This window comes from Staphylococcus microti, assembly GCF_000934465.1.
GTDB classification, from domain to species: Bacteria; Bacillota; Bacilli; order Staphylococcales; family Staphylococcaceae; genus Staphylococcus; species Staphylococcus microti.
This window is the reverse complement of the sequence record NZ_JXWY01000005.1, coordinates 85224-100195: the sequence shown is the minus strand read 5'-3', so window position 1 is coordinate 100195 and position 14972 is coordinate 85224. Positions and strand designations below refer to the sequence as shown.

The window sequence follows — 14972 nt, the reverse complement described above, 5'->3', positions numbered from 1 at the left end:
CTCATCAATTTGCACCTCTCAGTCATTAGAGTAGTTACTCAAATTATACATTAAAATAACCCTATAGACCGACACTCTTTTTTTAGTGTCTAATCTATAGGGTCCAGTTTAGGGTCTTGGCTATCCTTTTTGTTTTAGCGCCATGATGCACGGCTACTTTCTTGTTGTCGACTGTTTAAGTAGAGCCCGATAGGTAAAATAACAAATGAAACGAGCACAAATGCCCAATTGCTAATATGAACGTACGGCCCAAATTGAAACATTTGTTGTGGAAAGAAAAAGATTTGGAACATCAAGATGATTAAGCTAATCAGTACTAAATAGCCGACGAGCCAAGCTAAGCGTGAATATTGAAACGCTTGAAGCTGCACCATTTTAAAACATGCCCAGACAAAGAGAAAAATAATGAATAGACCTGTGAGCAATGTTAACGGGAAAGTGTAAATGAATACACGTGTATCGTTAATAAAGAATCCGAGAAATCCTTTTAAAAAGCAAAATAGGCCTAACAAAAATACAATATGTTGGTAGATATAGTGACAAATATTAATAAACGTATGGTTCGGCAACGCTTTAATCGTTTGGTCGGCATGACGTTTCGGATCGTGATTGAAAAAGTCCATCGCATGCATACCTTTATTTTCCGCCTTGAGTAGATGTGTTAAAATTTCTTGCAACACTTTTTCAGAATCATACGCATTCACACGCATATCCGCACGGACGTATGTCATATAGCCTTCAAAAATTTGACGATCGGTATTGTTTAGACGCAATGACTTCACATTATTTTCTTTCATTAGTTCGTTCGTTGTTTTCATAATCAGCACTTCCCTTAATTGATAGCGGGCTTGTAAACAGATACTATTATGACGACTTTATGTTCATAAATCAATATATAGTCTATGTAGGATGCAAGAAAGTTGGTTTTCAATATTTTAGATTTCTATACGTGTATGTGACAGTCATGTTAAAATAGAATAATAGCAATAGACATATTGGAGAGAAAATGATGAAAAAATTAGGCGTAATCATGCTGATGGCTATGCTCGTATTAACTGGCTGTGGCAAAAGCGAGAAAGCGAAGTTGCAAGATCAAATCCAATCATTAGAAAAAGAACAGAAACTGTTGAAAGAAGAAAATAAAAAACTTAAAGAACAGAGTAATAAGCTGGATGATCAAATACATGCGGCAGAAAAGAAAATTCAGCAAGCATCAAGCCAGTCTGATAAGTCTGATAGCTCTGATAGCTCAGATGAGACAAAGGAAACATCAGCAAATACGAATGCATCATCGAATCATAAAGATGATACACAAGGTGCTCAAACACCACAAAAAAATGAACAGTAATTACCTGCAAGATGTGTTAGTCGCAAGCGTTTGATGTACTAATGCGTAGGGTATTGTGAAAATAACGAAGAATCGAATGAAGAGAAAAGAGGAACAGACGATGTATGAAAAAGAATTTGCACTATTAGAAGGCCGTGAAATGTCACTGATCACATTAGGCAGAGAACTTGAAAATATTACAGGTTATGAATTAATTGATTCAACAGGAGAACTTGATCGCGTGATTGCATTAAAACCAAACTTTTCTCATGATTGGGAAACTTATAATGCAACTTATCGTTTGAAACATCGCAATGACTATATTGATGCCGTCTTTACCGTTGTGAAAAACTATAACAAAGAACGTTTGAAAGAAGTACCAGTAAAGATTCAGTTAATCAGTTATATTTCAAGAGCATAAACAATATGCAACACAAGCGTTCTACAGCTAACCGTGCTCTAGGGCGCTTTTTGTTATGGACATATAGGCGATGAAAGGTGTGTAGAAAGGGGGCGACAGCATGATGGTTTATATCGAAACAGCACGACTGCGATTGCGAAGTTGGCAAGACACAGACTTACCGCTACTCCAACGATTAAACGCCAATCGGCAAGTACGCCAGTTTTTTCCAAGTATTCTAAGCCATCAAAGAACGGCAAAAGTTTTTACACCGATGAAAGCTTATTTAGAGACGCATCATATTGGTTTATTTGCTGTAGAACTGAAAGCAACAAAGGAATGGATTGGTCTGATTGGTCTCAATTATTTACCGAAAACGAATGACTATCCATTTCGCGACTTACCATTTTATGAAATTGGTTGGCGTTTAATGCCGGACGTTTGGAATAATGGGATTGCCACAGAGGGTGCGATTGCAGTGTTAAACTATGCACAACAACAAGGGATTGAAGAAGTCTATGCGATTGCGGCTGAACAAAATCTCGCCTCTATTCGTGTTATGGAAAAGATAGGAATGACACGCTATGACAAGTTTGAAAATCGACATTTAGGTTTACAACATCCGTTAAAAAGACAAGTACGTTATCACATTGATTTAACTAAATCGCAGCAATCATCATAAAAAAGACCGAGTCCACAATATTTCAGGGGCTCGGTCATTATATATTAATCGTATGTACGCGTTGAGATAGGCTCTGCTTGAGATAAACCGAAAAGCAGTGCATCTGGTGTATCAAATAACTGCGCAAGGTTTTTATATTTTGCATCGATAAAGCCTTCATCAATCATATGTTGAATGAGTTGTTGCAATGGGTCATAAAAACGGTTGATGTTGTAAATACCGATTGGCTTTTGATGCAACCCGATCTGCGCCCAACTGTATACTTCAAAAAATTCTTCGAGCGATCCTGCGCCACCTGGTGCAATGACAAAGGCATCTGCTAATTCAGACATTTTTTGTTTACGTTCATGCATTGAATCGACGAGAATCAATTCAGATACTTTTTGACTTGTAATTTCGCGCTCATCCAGTAACTTAGGCATGACACCGATAGCTTTTCCACCATGATCAAGCACACCGTCTTGAATGGCACCCATAATACCGACAGAACCTGCACCGAAAACAAGTTCAATGTCTTGTTCTGCAAAGTATTTTCCGAGTGCATAAGCAGCTTCAACATATTGTGGATCTTTCCCTTTACTTGCCCCACAATAGACAGCAATTCGTTTAATCGTCATAAAATCTGCTCCTTTGTTTATGTTGTCTTCTATAACGTCATTTGAACGGTTCAGTTTATGCATTTGTTCCATTTTCTTTTGATAGAGATCGACAGGCAACACTTTAGATTGTTTTGTAATGCCGTAATCCTCGATAAACAGACCGTTCTTCTTTTTAACATAGGGGGTGATGACTGCTTTGAATTTGACTTCCTCACCAATTAACGACTGAAAGTATTCATAATTCTTTTTACGCTCATAAAGCCATATATGATCGAGTTGTACCCCACCAATCTTCACATTTCTTAAAAGAATACGAACAATACGTTTATATGGTTCATTCATATAGATTTTATGCTTAATAAAAACTTTGGTAACGACCCCTTGAACAGTCATTTTCTTATTCACGAAAGGTTTCAATTCATGTCGCATATGTGTCTCACCTATCTTTGTTAACCCTATACTTTTATAATGTATCACGGTTTGAGACTTATCAAGTTATATGTGTGCTAAAAGTTGCGATAATCTTTTTTGGAATTTGAGACGTTGTGGTTGCGTGAACGGCTTAGGCCCTTTGCCGTAGCGTTTCGTCGCATGGCGTTCTTGTTGATGATAAAAGCGTTGTAACAGTAACTGTTCAATATTTTCTGTCGTATATTGATAGCCTGTGTGATGGATGACATAGGCGGCTTTGCTTAAAGCTAAACTTGCCAAACCATAATCTTGCGTCACAACAATATCTGTATGTTGCGTTGCATGTAAAAGGGCGAAGTCGACAGCATCGCGCCCACCATCAATATATTTTATTTGCACATGATCCGGATACACTTGATACGAAAAATGATCATAACTACGGAATAATAAAACAGAGACACCTGCTTTTGCTGAGACTTCGACGATTGTGTCAACAACAGGGCAGGCATCTCCATCCACTAATATGCGTGTCTTCATACGCTTATAAATCCGGTGACTCATTGTGTATTTGATCATTTCGATATGTTGTATCTTTTGTATCATGACGGTCAGATAACGTCTTAATACGTTGTGTATCATGTTTTGATTGGGTAGTATCTTTTGGTGTTTTAGTTGCTTCTTGTTTTTTCAAAGCATGCAATTGCTTCTTCATCACTTTTTGACGTTTCTCACGCATCTTGTCTTCAATTTTGTGTCGTTTGGCAATCGCTTTTTGTAGCTTCTTATCCATTTTGTTAATGCCTTTTTTATTCTGTTTCGCAAGTTTTTCGCCGTGCGCTTCGACATCTGGATCAATCGTACTTGGTACAAAGCCTACTTGTTTGGCATGTTTTTGCATACGCGCCATTTCTTTTTTCATTACTTTTTGGCGATGTGCTTGTGCTTTTTCTTCAGCTTTATGACGTTTGTCGATCGCTTTTTGTAATTTTTTATCGAGTTTTTTGACATTTTTGCTATTTTGTTTCGCGAGCTCGTTACCACGTGCATGCACATTATCAGGATGCATCGCGCGTTGTTCAGCCTCAGCTTGTTTCACAGCTTTTTTGTAGTCATGGCGTACTTTTTTCGCTTTAATTCGTGACTTCAATTGTTGTGAATGATTGGCAACACTTGTTTTGACTTGTGTTGCAGCACGGCCTGTTTGTTTTGCAACTGTTTTAGACGTAGCAACAGTTTTTTGAACATCAGGATGTTTTTTAAATTTTTGGCGTTCGAGAATAAGTGGTACGAGAAAAACAGGAAGTACATTGATGAGCATTTTAACTTTTTTATTCATGAAGATTACCTCCAAAATTACTTAATTGATAGATGTATACCCAATGTAGCATAATTTAAACGTTATTTCTTGTGTAACAGTAGTAATGTAGAGGGAGGAGAGAAGTATTATGTGAATCATGGAGGAATCGTTTCTATTGCGAGACTCCTTGTGTATAACTTATCAACATTGTACGCATGGATATGCCGAGCTATTTTAATGATCTATCCACCACAGAAGATGGACAGCCATAAAAAAAACGCCCACATCATTGAAGATGTAGACGCTTCTGTCATAAAGGATGATTATAGAATGACATAGTATACGACAGCAATCACGACAACGAGAACGATGCGGTAGATTGCAAATGGTAATAATTTTACATTTTGAATCAGCTTTAAGAACAATTTGATTGAAATAAAACCGACGATAAATGCCGCTAAGAAACCGATGATATAGAACGGGATATGCGATAAATCAATGTAGTTGTAATGTTTAACGATTGATAATGTACTCGCTGCTAACATAACTGGAACAGCCATAATAAATGTGAAGTCCGATGCTGATTTATGATCTAACTTCATCAGTACCCCAGTTGAAATCGTTGAACCTGAACGTGAAAAGCCTGGCCACATTGCGACAGCTTGTGAAAGTCCGATAACGAATGCTTGGAAGTATGAAATTTCATCGACATTGATAGGGTTACGAACATTGCGGCTATATCTATCAGCAATAATCATGTAAATCGCACCTAAAAATAAGCCGATCAGCACAGTTGGCATACTGAATAGATACTTCTCAATTAAATCATCAAACAATAATCCGAGTACACCTGCAGGAATCATCCCGACAAGAATGTGTGTTAACTTCAAGCGACGTGGTTTTGAACGGCGACCTTCTTGATGCTTCGGTGCATATTTACCGATATGTAGCATTTCATAATATTTATGACGGAAAATCCAAGCCGCTGCGAAAACAGAACCAAGCTGGATAACAACTTTAAATGTAAATGCAGACTCTGAGCCTAAAAATTCCGTTGATTTTAACCACATGTCATCTACTAAAATCATATGCCCTGTTGATGATACAGGTGCAAACTCTGTTAGTCCTTCTACAATACCTAAGATGAGTGCTTTAATAAGTTCAATAAATAGCATAAAAAATTCCTCTTTATATTAGATTAATCTCACTGCACATCATAGCATAACACAATGTCACTTGTCTGTTGTAGCTAAAATATTCAGACCAAAGTATGAAAGATGCCCGCACTAAAAATAAATTTTAATGCGGGCATCTATTATGACAGACTTATACGACGTCTATTGTATGAAACGCTTAGTGCGTTTTATCATCGTTTGATTCACTAAATCCACTAATGACTTTTTCGAGTAAATCATTCAATTCGTATATTTCGTCGAGCGTTAAGGAGGAAGCCTCTGCTAAATCTTTCGGTGTATCGCAAAAGCGTGCTTCCATGGCTTTGCTTTTATCCGTAAGATGAACGAAAACTTCACGTTGATCAACTTCTGAACGTTCTCGCCTAATTAAGTCTAATTGCTCCATACGTTTCAACAAAGGAGAGACAGTTCCTGTATCCAGTGAAAGGTACGTCACTACCTTTTTTACGTTTACAGGTGACTCAGCCCATAAAATATTTAACACTAAGTATTGTGGGTAAGTCAGTTTGTACTCTTTGAAAATTTGATTTGTATAGAAGCGGTTGACTTGTCTTTGTGCATTGTATAAGTTAAAGCATACTTGTTCCTTTATTGGATTATTAGACATCTTTCTTCTCCTCCAGACATTTTATCCGTTTTTTCTCTCTTTATAACGGATCATGGTCCGCTCATTACAGTGAGTGTTTGACTCATTAGTGCTACAATGATGCTAACGTAAAATGATAGCATGCGGTTATTTTAGAAGATAGCTTGTACTTTAGCAAGCTGAAAGCCTAAAATAACAAATATATTATAACAGATTTATAAAAAATTTTAAGAGAGGTATACTTGTGGATAATAAAAAAATTTTAATCACGCTCGTTTGCGGATTCCTTGGCAGTGGGAAAACGACATTTTTAAATCAGTATATGAGTAAAATATTAAAAGATAATGAGAAGGTAGCATTAATCGTCAATGAATTTGGTGATTTTGATGTAGATGGACATATTTTGGATGAAACTGCATTATCTGTGTCGATGATACAGGGCTGTATTTGTTGTGACTTGCAAGATGATCTCGTTATGCAGTTACAACAGTTGGCACAACAAGGTGTGACACATATTGTTATAGAAGCAACAGGTGTCGCGAATCCGATTGAAATGTTGTCTGCATGTCAAGATCCCCTGATTGCACATTTATTTGCGCGCCCAACAACAATTACATTAGTAGATAGTTTGCGCTTATTACAACCAGAGAAGTTATCAGAAGCGACACAAACGTTGATGTACGATCAAATACGTGCCAGTCAACAAGTTTTATTAAATAAAATAGACTTGTTGGAAAATCAAAATCAGCGAGATGAAGTTGTACAACAAGTGGCTGAATTGGCACCTTATAGCCAAATCGTACTCGCGAAGTATGCTGAAGCACAAGAAATCGTCCAACAAGGTTCAGGGGTAGGGCGTGAACAAATGCTATCAAGCACACAGCCACACGTGCATTACGATACGTTGAGTTATCATTTTACACACCCTGTTTCACGTGAGCAGTTAATTCAATTTATTTTAAACGTTCCTGATCAAGTTTTGCGTATGAAAGGGTATATTCAATTTCGTGACCAACCGAATGAGACGTTTCTATTACAGTACGCGAGTGGCTTGCCATCATTAGAAAGTGTCGGGGAAATCAACATACTAACAACATTAGTGATTATAGGTGAACATCTTGATAAACCTGCATTAAAAAATAAACTGGAATTGTTGCAATTTGGTTAACAGTCAGGAGATACATGCAAAGTGCTAGCACTTCCGTTACAATTTAGATAAGAAATCTAATCGTTAGGGTGAAATGAATGAAAAAAATTAAAATCAATCAACACGTGTCCTATTCTAACTTAATACATGGCTTTTTTCGTGCTGACGAATGGCAGATGAGCGCGCAAGAGATGAACCGTTTTTTACATGAACTCGTTGAACGTGGTATTACAACGATGGATCATGCCGATATTTATGGGAAGTATGCGGTTGAACAACGCTTTGGAGAAGCACTTGCGTTGTCACCTGAATTGCGCGATCAAATCCAACTCGTCACAAAATGTGGCATCGTGTTGCCGAATAACATTTTTCCAGACCATGACGGTCATCGTTACGACTTGAGTGAGGCACATATTAAACGTTCAGTTGAGCGTTCGTTGCAGCAATTACAAGTCGACTATGTTGATACGTTACTGATTCATCGTCCATCGCCATTAATGAAACCGTGTCAGATTACAGATGCGTTAAAATCGCTTGTAGATGAAGGAAAAGTACGTTCATTTGGCGTGTCGAACTTTAGACGTTCGCAATATGAGTTGTTGAATGAGTGCTTAAAAGATGATCGTTTTCACATTGCAGTCAACCAAATTGAAGTGTCACCGTACATGTTACAGTCATTTCACGATGGTACGTTAGATGATATGTACAAAGATAAAGTGAAAATTATGGCGTGGGGACCGTTTGCAGGAGGACGTTTATTTGATCAGAATGATGCTGTTGCGCAACGTGTATTGCCAGTACTACAACGTGTGGCAGCTGCACATGACACAACGGTTGAAGCGATAGTGATTGCTTGGTTGACGAAGCACCCAGCAACAATTATGCCAATTCTCGGCACGCAACGTCTAGACCGTATTGATGCCGCACTTGCAGGATTAAATGTGACATTACATGATCAAGAATGGTTTGACATCTATACAGCAGCACAAGGATATGATATACCATAAACAATGAAAGATTATGCGAATGAAAAGAGGCAGTATTTATGACGGAAAAAGAGTATCAACAACGTAATCGTTTTAGATTATATGTTATTGCGTTACCTTATTTAATTTTTGGTGTGATTGTCGCACTTATTATGTTGTTTGCCCCGCTAACAATTTGGTTTGTATCAGTTTTTTGTGTGTTTATGGTTTACAACATTCTCGCAATGTTCACCGCATTTTTACTTAAGTATGGGAAAGAAACGCTCTACTTATTGTTCTTGACGGCATGTGTTATAGGTGGCTTTGCATTTTTTGTAAACATGTTATTTCAACATAGATAAAACATTTTTTGCACGTAGGTGATGACAGGTCGACTTGCGTGCATATTTTTTACCCAACAACTGTAAGCGTTTACAATTTTGTGTTAAATATTATAATTGACAGTGTTATAATGAAGTTGAAAGATAGTGAAGGGGGAATCTTTGATGAAACGTAAAAAAATATCGATTATTGGCTCAGGGCATACGGGGGCAACTTTAGCGTTTATTATCGCAACACAGGAGATTGCAGATGTACTACTTGTTGACCGAGATAAAAACGAACAACCGATGAAAGGGAAAGCGTTAGATATATTGCAAAGTGGTTCGATTCTTGGTTTTAATACGAATGTGTCATCAACGGTTGACTATGCAGACACGAAAGACTCAGATATTGTTGTTATAACAGCAGGTATTCCGCGTCAACCGGGTATGAGTCGTGATGATCTTGTTCAAACGAATGAAGAAATTATGGTAGATGTAACGAAGAAAATCGTTCAATACTCACCTGATTGTACAATTATCGTATTAACGAACCCAGTTGATGCGATGACATACACAGTGTATAAAGCATCTGGCTTCCCAAGTTCACGTGTTATCGGACAATCTGGCGTCTTAGATACCGCGCGCTTTAGCACATTTGTCGCAGAAGCATTAGATGTTGCAGTGAGTGATGTGACAGGACTTGTATTAGGTGGACACGGCGATACAATGGTGCCATTAGTACGTCACAGCCAAGTCAACGGTGTCCCATTAACAGAATTGATGTCACAAAAAGACATTGATGCGATTGTCGATCGTACACGGAACGGTGGGGCGGAAATCGTTAAGTTACTCGGGGATGGTTCTGCTTACTACGCACCATCAGCAGCTATTTATGAAATGGTTGAGGCAATCTTGTTCGATCAAAAACGCCTCATTCCAGCAATCGCATACTGCACAGGACAATTTGGCTTAAACGATTTGTACATCGGTGTGCCAACAATTTTAGGGGCAAACGGTGTCGAACGTATTGTTGAAGTCTCACTAAACGAAGATGAACGTGCACAACTGTCACATTCAGCAGCATCTGTGGCACGTGTGAAAGCATCATTACGTCACGAATAATATAAAAATAAGACCAAGAGATTGGGACAAAAGCGTTTAGGATTTGAGCAGATTAGAACTTGTTTTCGGTGTATTCACTACAATGTCAATTAACATTATTGGCAGTAGCTGTTTGATATGTATCATCGTTTTACAAGCTTGATACATATCTAATTAGCCTTGCCGGGGCACTACGACGAAATCAATGCTTGTGCATAAGATTTCTGTAGTGCTCCCAAATTTTGCCGAAATCGTGGCAGTTCTGCCGAGAATCCTGCTTTTGGGACACCGTTTATCGGTTTCCCAGAGCACAATGTCGTTAAGTCCCAGCCCTTGGTCTTTTAACGTGTAAGGTTATTTACATTTGGAATAAAATTGCGATAAAAGCAATGAAGTTATTAAATACGTGCATGGCGATAGAAACCGCAATATTGCAACCACTTTTTACATAAACAATGACAAACATTGCCCCCATTAAAAGGTATGGCACAATTTCAAGTGGCGATTGAGCGACTTGCATATGTAAAAGGGCGAAAACCACAACGGATATAATACTCATAAACACAATACCAAATTTTTTGCCGAGTTCCCCAATTAAGACGTGGCGAAACAATAATTCTTCAGTGGCAGGCGTTAGCAGTACAATGCCGATAAACATTAGTGGTAACCATTTTGGGTCTTCAAAAAAGATCATTAAGGCGTCTTGATTGCCTGTTTCTTCAAATTGCCATTTCGCAGGTAATTGAGTCATCAAAGCCATAAAAGCAGCATTCGTCACAAAATAACCGATGTACGTTAAAAGAATGAGTTTGATGTGACGGCGAATGTCACTAAACGCATGGCGGTAGTGAATCATAAAGCCACGACGATGCGTTAAAATCAGAAACAATATCACCGCAATAGAAGTGATAACGCTCACGAACATAATCAGTATGCCTTCTGATAATGATTGATGAGTAATAAGTAATACACCCACAAGAATGAGTGGCAAAAAGATCTGGATTAAAAAGTAGATTGGAAATGCACACAAATCAAGCCAAGTGACTTTTTGTGGTGATTGATGCATATATAATCCTCCCTATAATTTCATATTTATGTACTTTCTATTAAAACATACTTGTGTGAGGAAATCGAAAATGAGGAGAGATACGGTTAAAAGTGTTTTAACGCCTCCGTATAATAATCATTAGTGCGTGCTAAAAAACCTCTTTTCTGCCCATCATTACAAGTTTCAAACAATTAATTTGAGTTGGAAATTAACTTCTTTATATAATAATACGGATAGTATATAATAAGCCAATGCTAAAAATCTGAAAAAGAAGGAGGTACGTATGAAGAAGCAATTTATTATTTTATATCTGAATATTTTCTTAGTCTTTCTAGGAATAGGATTAGTGATTCCAGTCTTGCCTATTTATTTGAAAGACTTAGGATTAACTGGCGCAGACCTTGGCGTCATGGTAGCCGCTTTTGCTTTAGCACAGATGATTATTTCGCCATTCGGTGGCGTATTAGCAGATAAGCTCGGTAAAAAACTCATTATTTGTATCGGCTTGATTCTATTTAGTATTTCAGAGTTTTTATTTGCAGTCAGTCACTTATTTTCATTATTACTTGTATCACGTGTACTAGGTGGTTTTAGTGCGGGTATGATTATGCCAGGTGTTACCGGTCTGATTGCTGACCTTTCTCCTATGCAAGATAAAGCGCGTAATTTCGGTTATATGTCTGCCGTGATTTCAGCCGGCTTTATTCTAGGTCCGGGTGCTGGCGGTTTTCTAGCAGAAATTTCACATCGTATGCCGTTCTACTTTGCCGGGGCATTAGGCGTCTTAGCCTTTTTTGGAACATTAGTGTTTGTTCAAGCACCTAAAGACGAAACAGCACAAGGCTTCCCACACTTTGAAAAGGCTGAACTTGAAAAAATACAGGTGAAAAAGTTTATTACACCAGCCATTCTAACGTTAGTACTCGCATTCGGCTTATCAGCATTTGAAACACTGTTTCCATTGTATACAGCAGATAAAATGGATTTCCAACCAGCGGATATTTCAATTGCGATTACAGGCGGTGGTATTTTAGGGGCGATTTTCCAAGTATTTTTATTCGATAAAATGATGCGCTATTTGGAAGAATTAGCACTCATCACATACTCATTAATCTATTCGGCCGTCGTTTTAGGATTTCTTATTTTTGCGAATTCCTATTGGCACGTCATGTTCATTTGCTTTATCGTATTTATCGGTTTTGACTTAATACGCCCAGCGTTAACGAACTATTTTTCGAATATTGCAGGGAACCGTCAAGGCTTTGCGGGTGGATTGAACTCTACTTTTACAAGTATGGGGAACTTTATCGGACCATTGATTGCCGGTGCATTGTATGATGTGAATATTGAATATCCACTATTGATGTCAATTCTCTTTATGATGATTGGTTGTGGTGTTATCATGATTGAAAAACTATTGCGTAAACGTGCGACAGCGTAATACCAATACTTTATAAGATGTGAGACGAAGCGAGGACTGATGCCTTTCTCTGTCTCACTTTTTTATATTCTTCACGTACGAAGGTGGTATAATGAGAAAAAATGTGGAACAAGAGGAGCGAGGATGTAATGCGCGTTAAAGTACTAGGCTACAATGTCTTTCAAAAAGGTGGGACGTCACAGAGTAACTTGAATCTTGTCGAAGCGCTCGTTGATGCAGGACATGATGTCACGTATGTGAACTTTGTCGGCTTTCAACAACGTCATCTTCAAACGCTGAAACAAGCAAAGGAAGGTGCGTTAGCAGGGGCGCAAGTCATCGCATTCCGTGGGATTCAATCATTATTGGATACAGATATGCTCATTTTTACACGTGAAAGTTTCTTTAATATGGCCAGCGAAGTAAAACAACATGATGCACATATTATAACGCTTGGCGAAATACATGGCCCGCTTGCTTATTTGTCAGAGGAAACGGACCTTGCTTTAGAAGCGATTGATGCGGTTCGTGTTAGTACACCTGCGATTGCTGAAGCTTTTAAGGAACGTTATGACTATCCATATGTTTTTCCAATGTATGTGAATACTGGGCATATCGCATGGCAACCAAAATCACACAATGAGAATAAAAATTTGGTGATGAAAGCACGCTTTGAAGATGAAGTCAAAGATATTTCATACGCATTGAAGTTAATGCGTTATGCTGTTCATACACGTGATGTCGCGGATATTCATTTATATTTGCAAGGTTACGGTCCGGCTCTTGAATTGTACGAGCAACTTATAACATACTATGCGTTGACGAATAATGTGCATATCAATGAAGTGCTACCGAAAGACTATGTTTATTTATCGGCATCGCCGTACGAGACGCTTGGCTTTTCAATTATAGAGTCACTTGCGGAAGGTCAGCGTGCATTAGTTTATCCAGGTAATGACAATGTACTGCATGATATTTATGCACCGTATCACGCTGTCGACTTTATAGCGAAAGACTTAGAAACAGATTTTGAGACGATGATGAAGGTATTTGAAAAGACTGATTCATCTTCACAACAGCAAGAAGATCAACAGCAGTATGAAACACAGTTTGTAACGGCAGGATATGCAGATCGACTCATTGCACAAACAACTGAAATGGCTGATACACATAAGATCCAAGTGTCAGCGTTACCGAAACCTAAACGATCAGCGAAGCAGCAATATTGGGCAGGGCAACGTACACGCATTGCTGGAAAAATTAAGCGCACAATAAAACTGCCTAAAAAAGTAACGCATAATGTTTGGACGCAGCGTGCAAGTCGAGCAGTATTATTAACAGAAGCACGCTTCAAACGTCTGAAACGACAACATGGCGTGAGACAAGACTATATTTTTATCGAGTCTTTTCACGGTAAGAACTTTTCCGGTGATCCGAAATATATTGCATTAGCACTTCAACGTCAGCATCCTGAAACGACATTTTTCGTAAGTGCTGCGAATTCGTTTGTAGATATGGAGATTCGTTCGTATGGTATGATTCCAGTCCGTTTTGGTTCAAGAGACTATATTCAAGCATTTGATCAATGTCGTTATGCGATTATTAATGGGAATTTATGGGATAAGTTGACGAAACAAAAAGACCAACAAGTCATCCAAACGTGGCACGGTTTTCCGTTAAAACGTATGGTCAATGACTTAATGAATCCGGAAGAACGCCGTCGTCAAGCAGCACAATTCAAACCACGCATGTTGAAGTGGGATGTCTTATTGGCGTCATCACGTCAGTATGAGCGATATGTGACATCGGCATTTGACTTAAATACACATTCATCGTTACGTATTTTTCCATATGGTGCTCCACGTAACAGTTATTTATTACGCCACCAGAACGACGCAATAGAACGTGCAGCTGTTCAAGAAAAATATTTATTTACGAAAGATGTCAAGAAACGTTATATATTATTTTGTCCAACGTGGCGTCAAGGAGAACGTGAACGTGTATCGCAATTAGATTTGGTTACTTTGTTAGAAACATTGCCATCAAATTATGAAGTCATTGTTAAACTTCATCCGAATGAAGGACATTTGTATCCAACATATGAAGCGATCCACCCACGTGTTCATTGCTTTGACAATGCATTCGTAGATATTCAAGAGCTTTATTTGTTAGCAGATGCGTTGATGACAGATTACTCGTCAGCGATGTTTGATTACGCACATTTACAACGACCTATTTTGATTTTAGATGAAGATACAGAAACGTACCAACAAACGATTGGCTTCTATTTCGACATGGCACAGTTGACGTCAATTCAACGTGTACAACCGGATGCTGTGCAGGTGGCTAACAGCATTTTACAAACAACAAACGTAGATCATAGCGACATGCTTGCACAATTTATGACCTTTGATCATGCAACGTCTGATGAAGAAGTCGCGGCTAAGATATGGGAACGTTGATTTTATGT

16 protein-coding genes are annotated in these 14972 nt (G+C 38.3%); 9 read left to right on the top strand and 7 right to left on the bottom strand.

Annotated elements, in window-relative coordinates; genetic code table 11:
* Positions 1-134: 134 nt before the first annotated feature.
* Positions 135-818 (bottom strand): DUF1129 family protein, encoded by a 684-nt coding sequence (locus TP70_RS01265; protein WP_044358744.1) that lies wholly within the window; start codon positions 816-818, stop codon positions 135-137.
* A gap of 191 nt (positions 819-1009) precedes the next feature.
* On the opposite strand from TP70_RS01265, the gene TP70_RS01260 reads away from it, so the two are divergent.
* The 3 genes from TP70_RS01260 to TP70_RS01250 all read left to right on the top strand — a co-directional run bounded on the left by TP70_RS01260 (position 1010) and on the right by TP70_RS01250 (position 2409).
* Positions 1010-1348: an SA0632 family lipoprotein gene (locus tag TP70_RS01260; protein WP_044358742.1), complete on the top strand. Its 339-nt coding sequence runs from the start codon at positions 1010-1012 to the stop codon at positions 1346-1348.
* Positions 1349-1448: 100 nt separating this feature from the next.
* The gene (locus tag TP70_RS01255) at positions 1449-1748 is read left to right on the top strand and encodes a hypothetical protein (RefSeq protein ID WP_044358740.1); all 300 of its coding nucleotides are present in this window, start codon (positions 1449-1451) and stop codon (positions 1746-1748) included.
* 100 nt (positions 1749-1848) lie between these two features.
* Positions 1849-2409, top strand: coding sequence for a GNAT family N-acetyltransferase (locus tag TP70_RS01250; RefSeq protein WP_044358738.1), 561 nt, complete (start codon positions 1849-1851; stop codon positions 2407-2409).
* Positions 2410-2453: 44 nt separating this feature from the next.
* On the opposite strand, the gene TP70_RS01245 is transcribed toward TP70_RS01250, so the two are convergent.
* From TP70_RS01245 to TP70_RS01220, 5 genes are all read right to left on the bottom strand, one after another.
* Positions 2454-3020 carry an LOG family protein gene (locus TP70_RS01245; protein WP_044358760.1) on the bottom strand — a complete coding sequence of 189 codons (567 nt, stop codon included), beginning with the start codon at positions 3018-3020 and terminating at the stop codon, positions 2454-2456.
* A 483-nt stretch (positions 3021-3503) separates the two neighbouring features.
* Positions 3504-3956: a YaiI/YqxD family protein gene (locus TP70_RS01240; protein ID WP_044358736.1), complete on the bottom strand. Its 453-nt coding sequence runs from the start codon at positions 3954-3956 to the stop codon at positions 3504-3506.
* A 4-nt stretch (positions 3957-3960) separates the two neighbouring features.
* Entirely contained in the window at positions 3961-4755 is a 795-nt protein-coding gene (locus TP70_RS01235) for a hypothetical protein (RefSeq protein ID WP_176579756.1), read from the bottom strand.
* A gap of 284 nt (positions 4756-5039) precedes the next feature.
* Positions 5040-5891, bottom strand: coding sequence for an undecaprenyl-diphosphate phosphatase (locus TP70_RS01225; RefSeq protein WP_044358734.1), 852 nt, complete (start codon positions 5889-5891; stop codon positions 5040-5042).
* 178 nt (positions 5892-6069) lie between these two features.
* The gene (locus TP70_RS01220; protein WP_044358732.1) at positions 6070-6519 is read right to left on the bottom strand and encodes a MarR family winged helix-turn-helix transcriptional regulator; all 450 of its coding nucleotides are present in this window, start codon (positions 6517-6519) and stop codon (positions 6070-6072) included.
* 223 nt (positions 6520-6742) lie between these two features.
* Here TP70_RS01220 and TP70_RS01215 point away from each other — a divergent pair, with 223 nt between their 5' ends.
* The 4 genes from TP70_RS01215 (at position 6743) to mdh (ending at position 10055) form a co-directional block, all read left to right on the top strand.
* Positions 6743-7666 (top strand): CobW family GTP-binding protein, encoded by a 924-nt coding sequence (locus TP70_RS01215; RefSeq protein ID WP_052502853.1) that lies wholly within the window; start codon positions 6743-6745, stop codon positions 7664-7666.
* A 77-nt stretch (positions 7667-7743) separates the two neighbouring features.
* Positions 7744-8652 carry an aldo/keto reductase gene (locus TP70_RS01210; protein ID WP_044358730.1) on the top strand — a complete coding sequence of 303 codons (909 nt, stop codon included), beginning with the start codon at positions 7744-7746 and terminating at the stop codon, positions 8650-8652.
* 38 nt (positions 8653-8690) lie between these two features.
* On the top strand, positions 8691-8972 hold the full coding sequence (locus TP70_RS01205) for a hypothetical protein (protein ID WP_044358729.1): 282 nt from the start codon (positions 8691-8693) through the stop codon (positions 8970-8972).
* Positions 8973-9116: 144 nt separating this feature from the next.
* The gene (gene mdh, locus TP70_RS01200; protein ID WP_044358728.1) at positions 9117-10055 is read left to right on the top strand and encodes a malate dehydrogenase; all 939 of its coding nucleotides are present in this window, start codon (positions 9117-9119) and stop codon (positions 10053-10055) included.
* A 337-nt stretch (positions 10056-10392) separates the two neighbouring features.
* Here mdh and TP70_RS01195 read toward each other — a convergent pair whose 3' ends face one another.
* The gene (locus TP70_RS01195) at positions 10393-11100 is read right to left on the bottom strand and encodes a CPBP family intramembrane glutamic endopeptidase (protein WP_044358727.1); all 708 of its coding nucleotides are present in this window, start codon (positions 11098-11100) and stop codon (positions 10393-10395) included.
* 265 nt (positions 11101-11365) lie between these two features.
* Between TP70_RS01195 and norA the strand changes: the two genes are divergently transcribed.
* A complete protein-coding gene (gene norA / locus TP70_RS01190) occupies positions 11366-12523 on the top strand; it encodes a multidrug efflux MFS transporter NorA (protein ID WP_044358726.1) in 1158 nt (385 codons plus the stop codon).
* Between the two features lie 128 nt (positions 12524-12651).
* Positions 12652-14964, top strand: coding sequence for a CDP-glycerol--glycerophosphate glycerophosphotransferase (locus tag TP70_RS01185; protein ID WP_044358725.1), 2313 nt, complete (start codon positions 12652-12654; stop codon positions 14962-14964).
* The last annotated feature ends 8 nt before the right edge of the window (positions 14965-14972 follow it).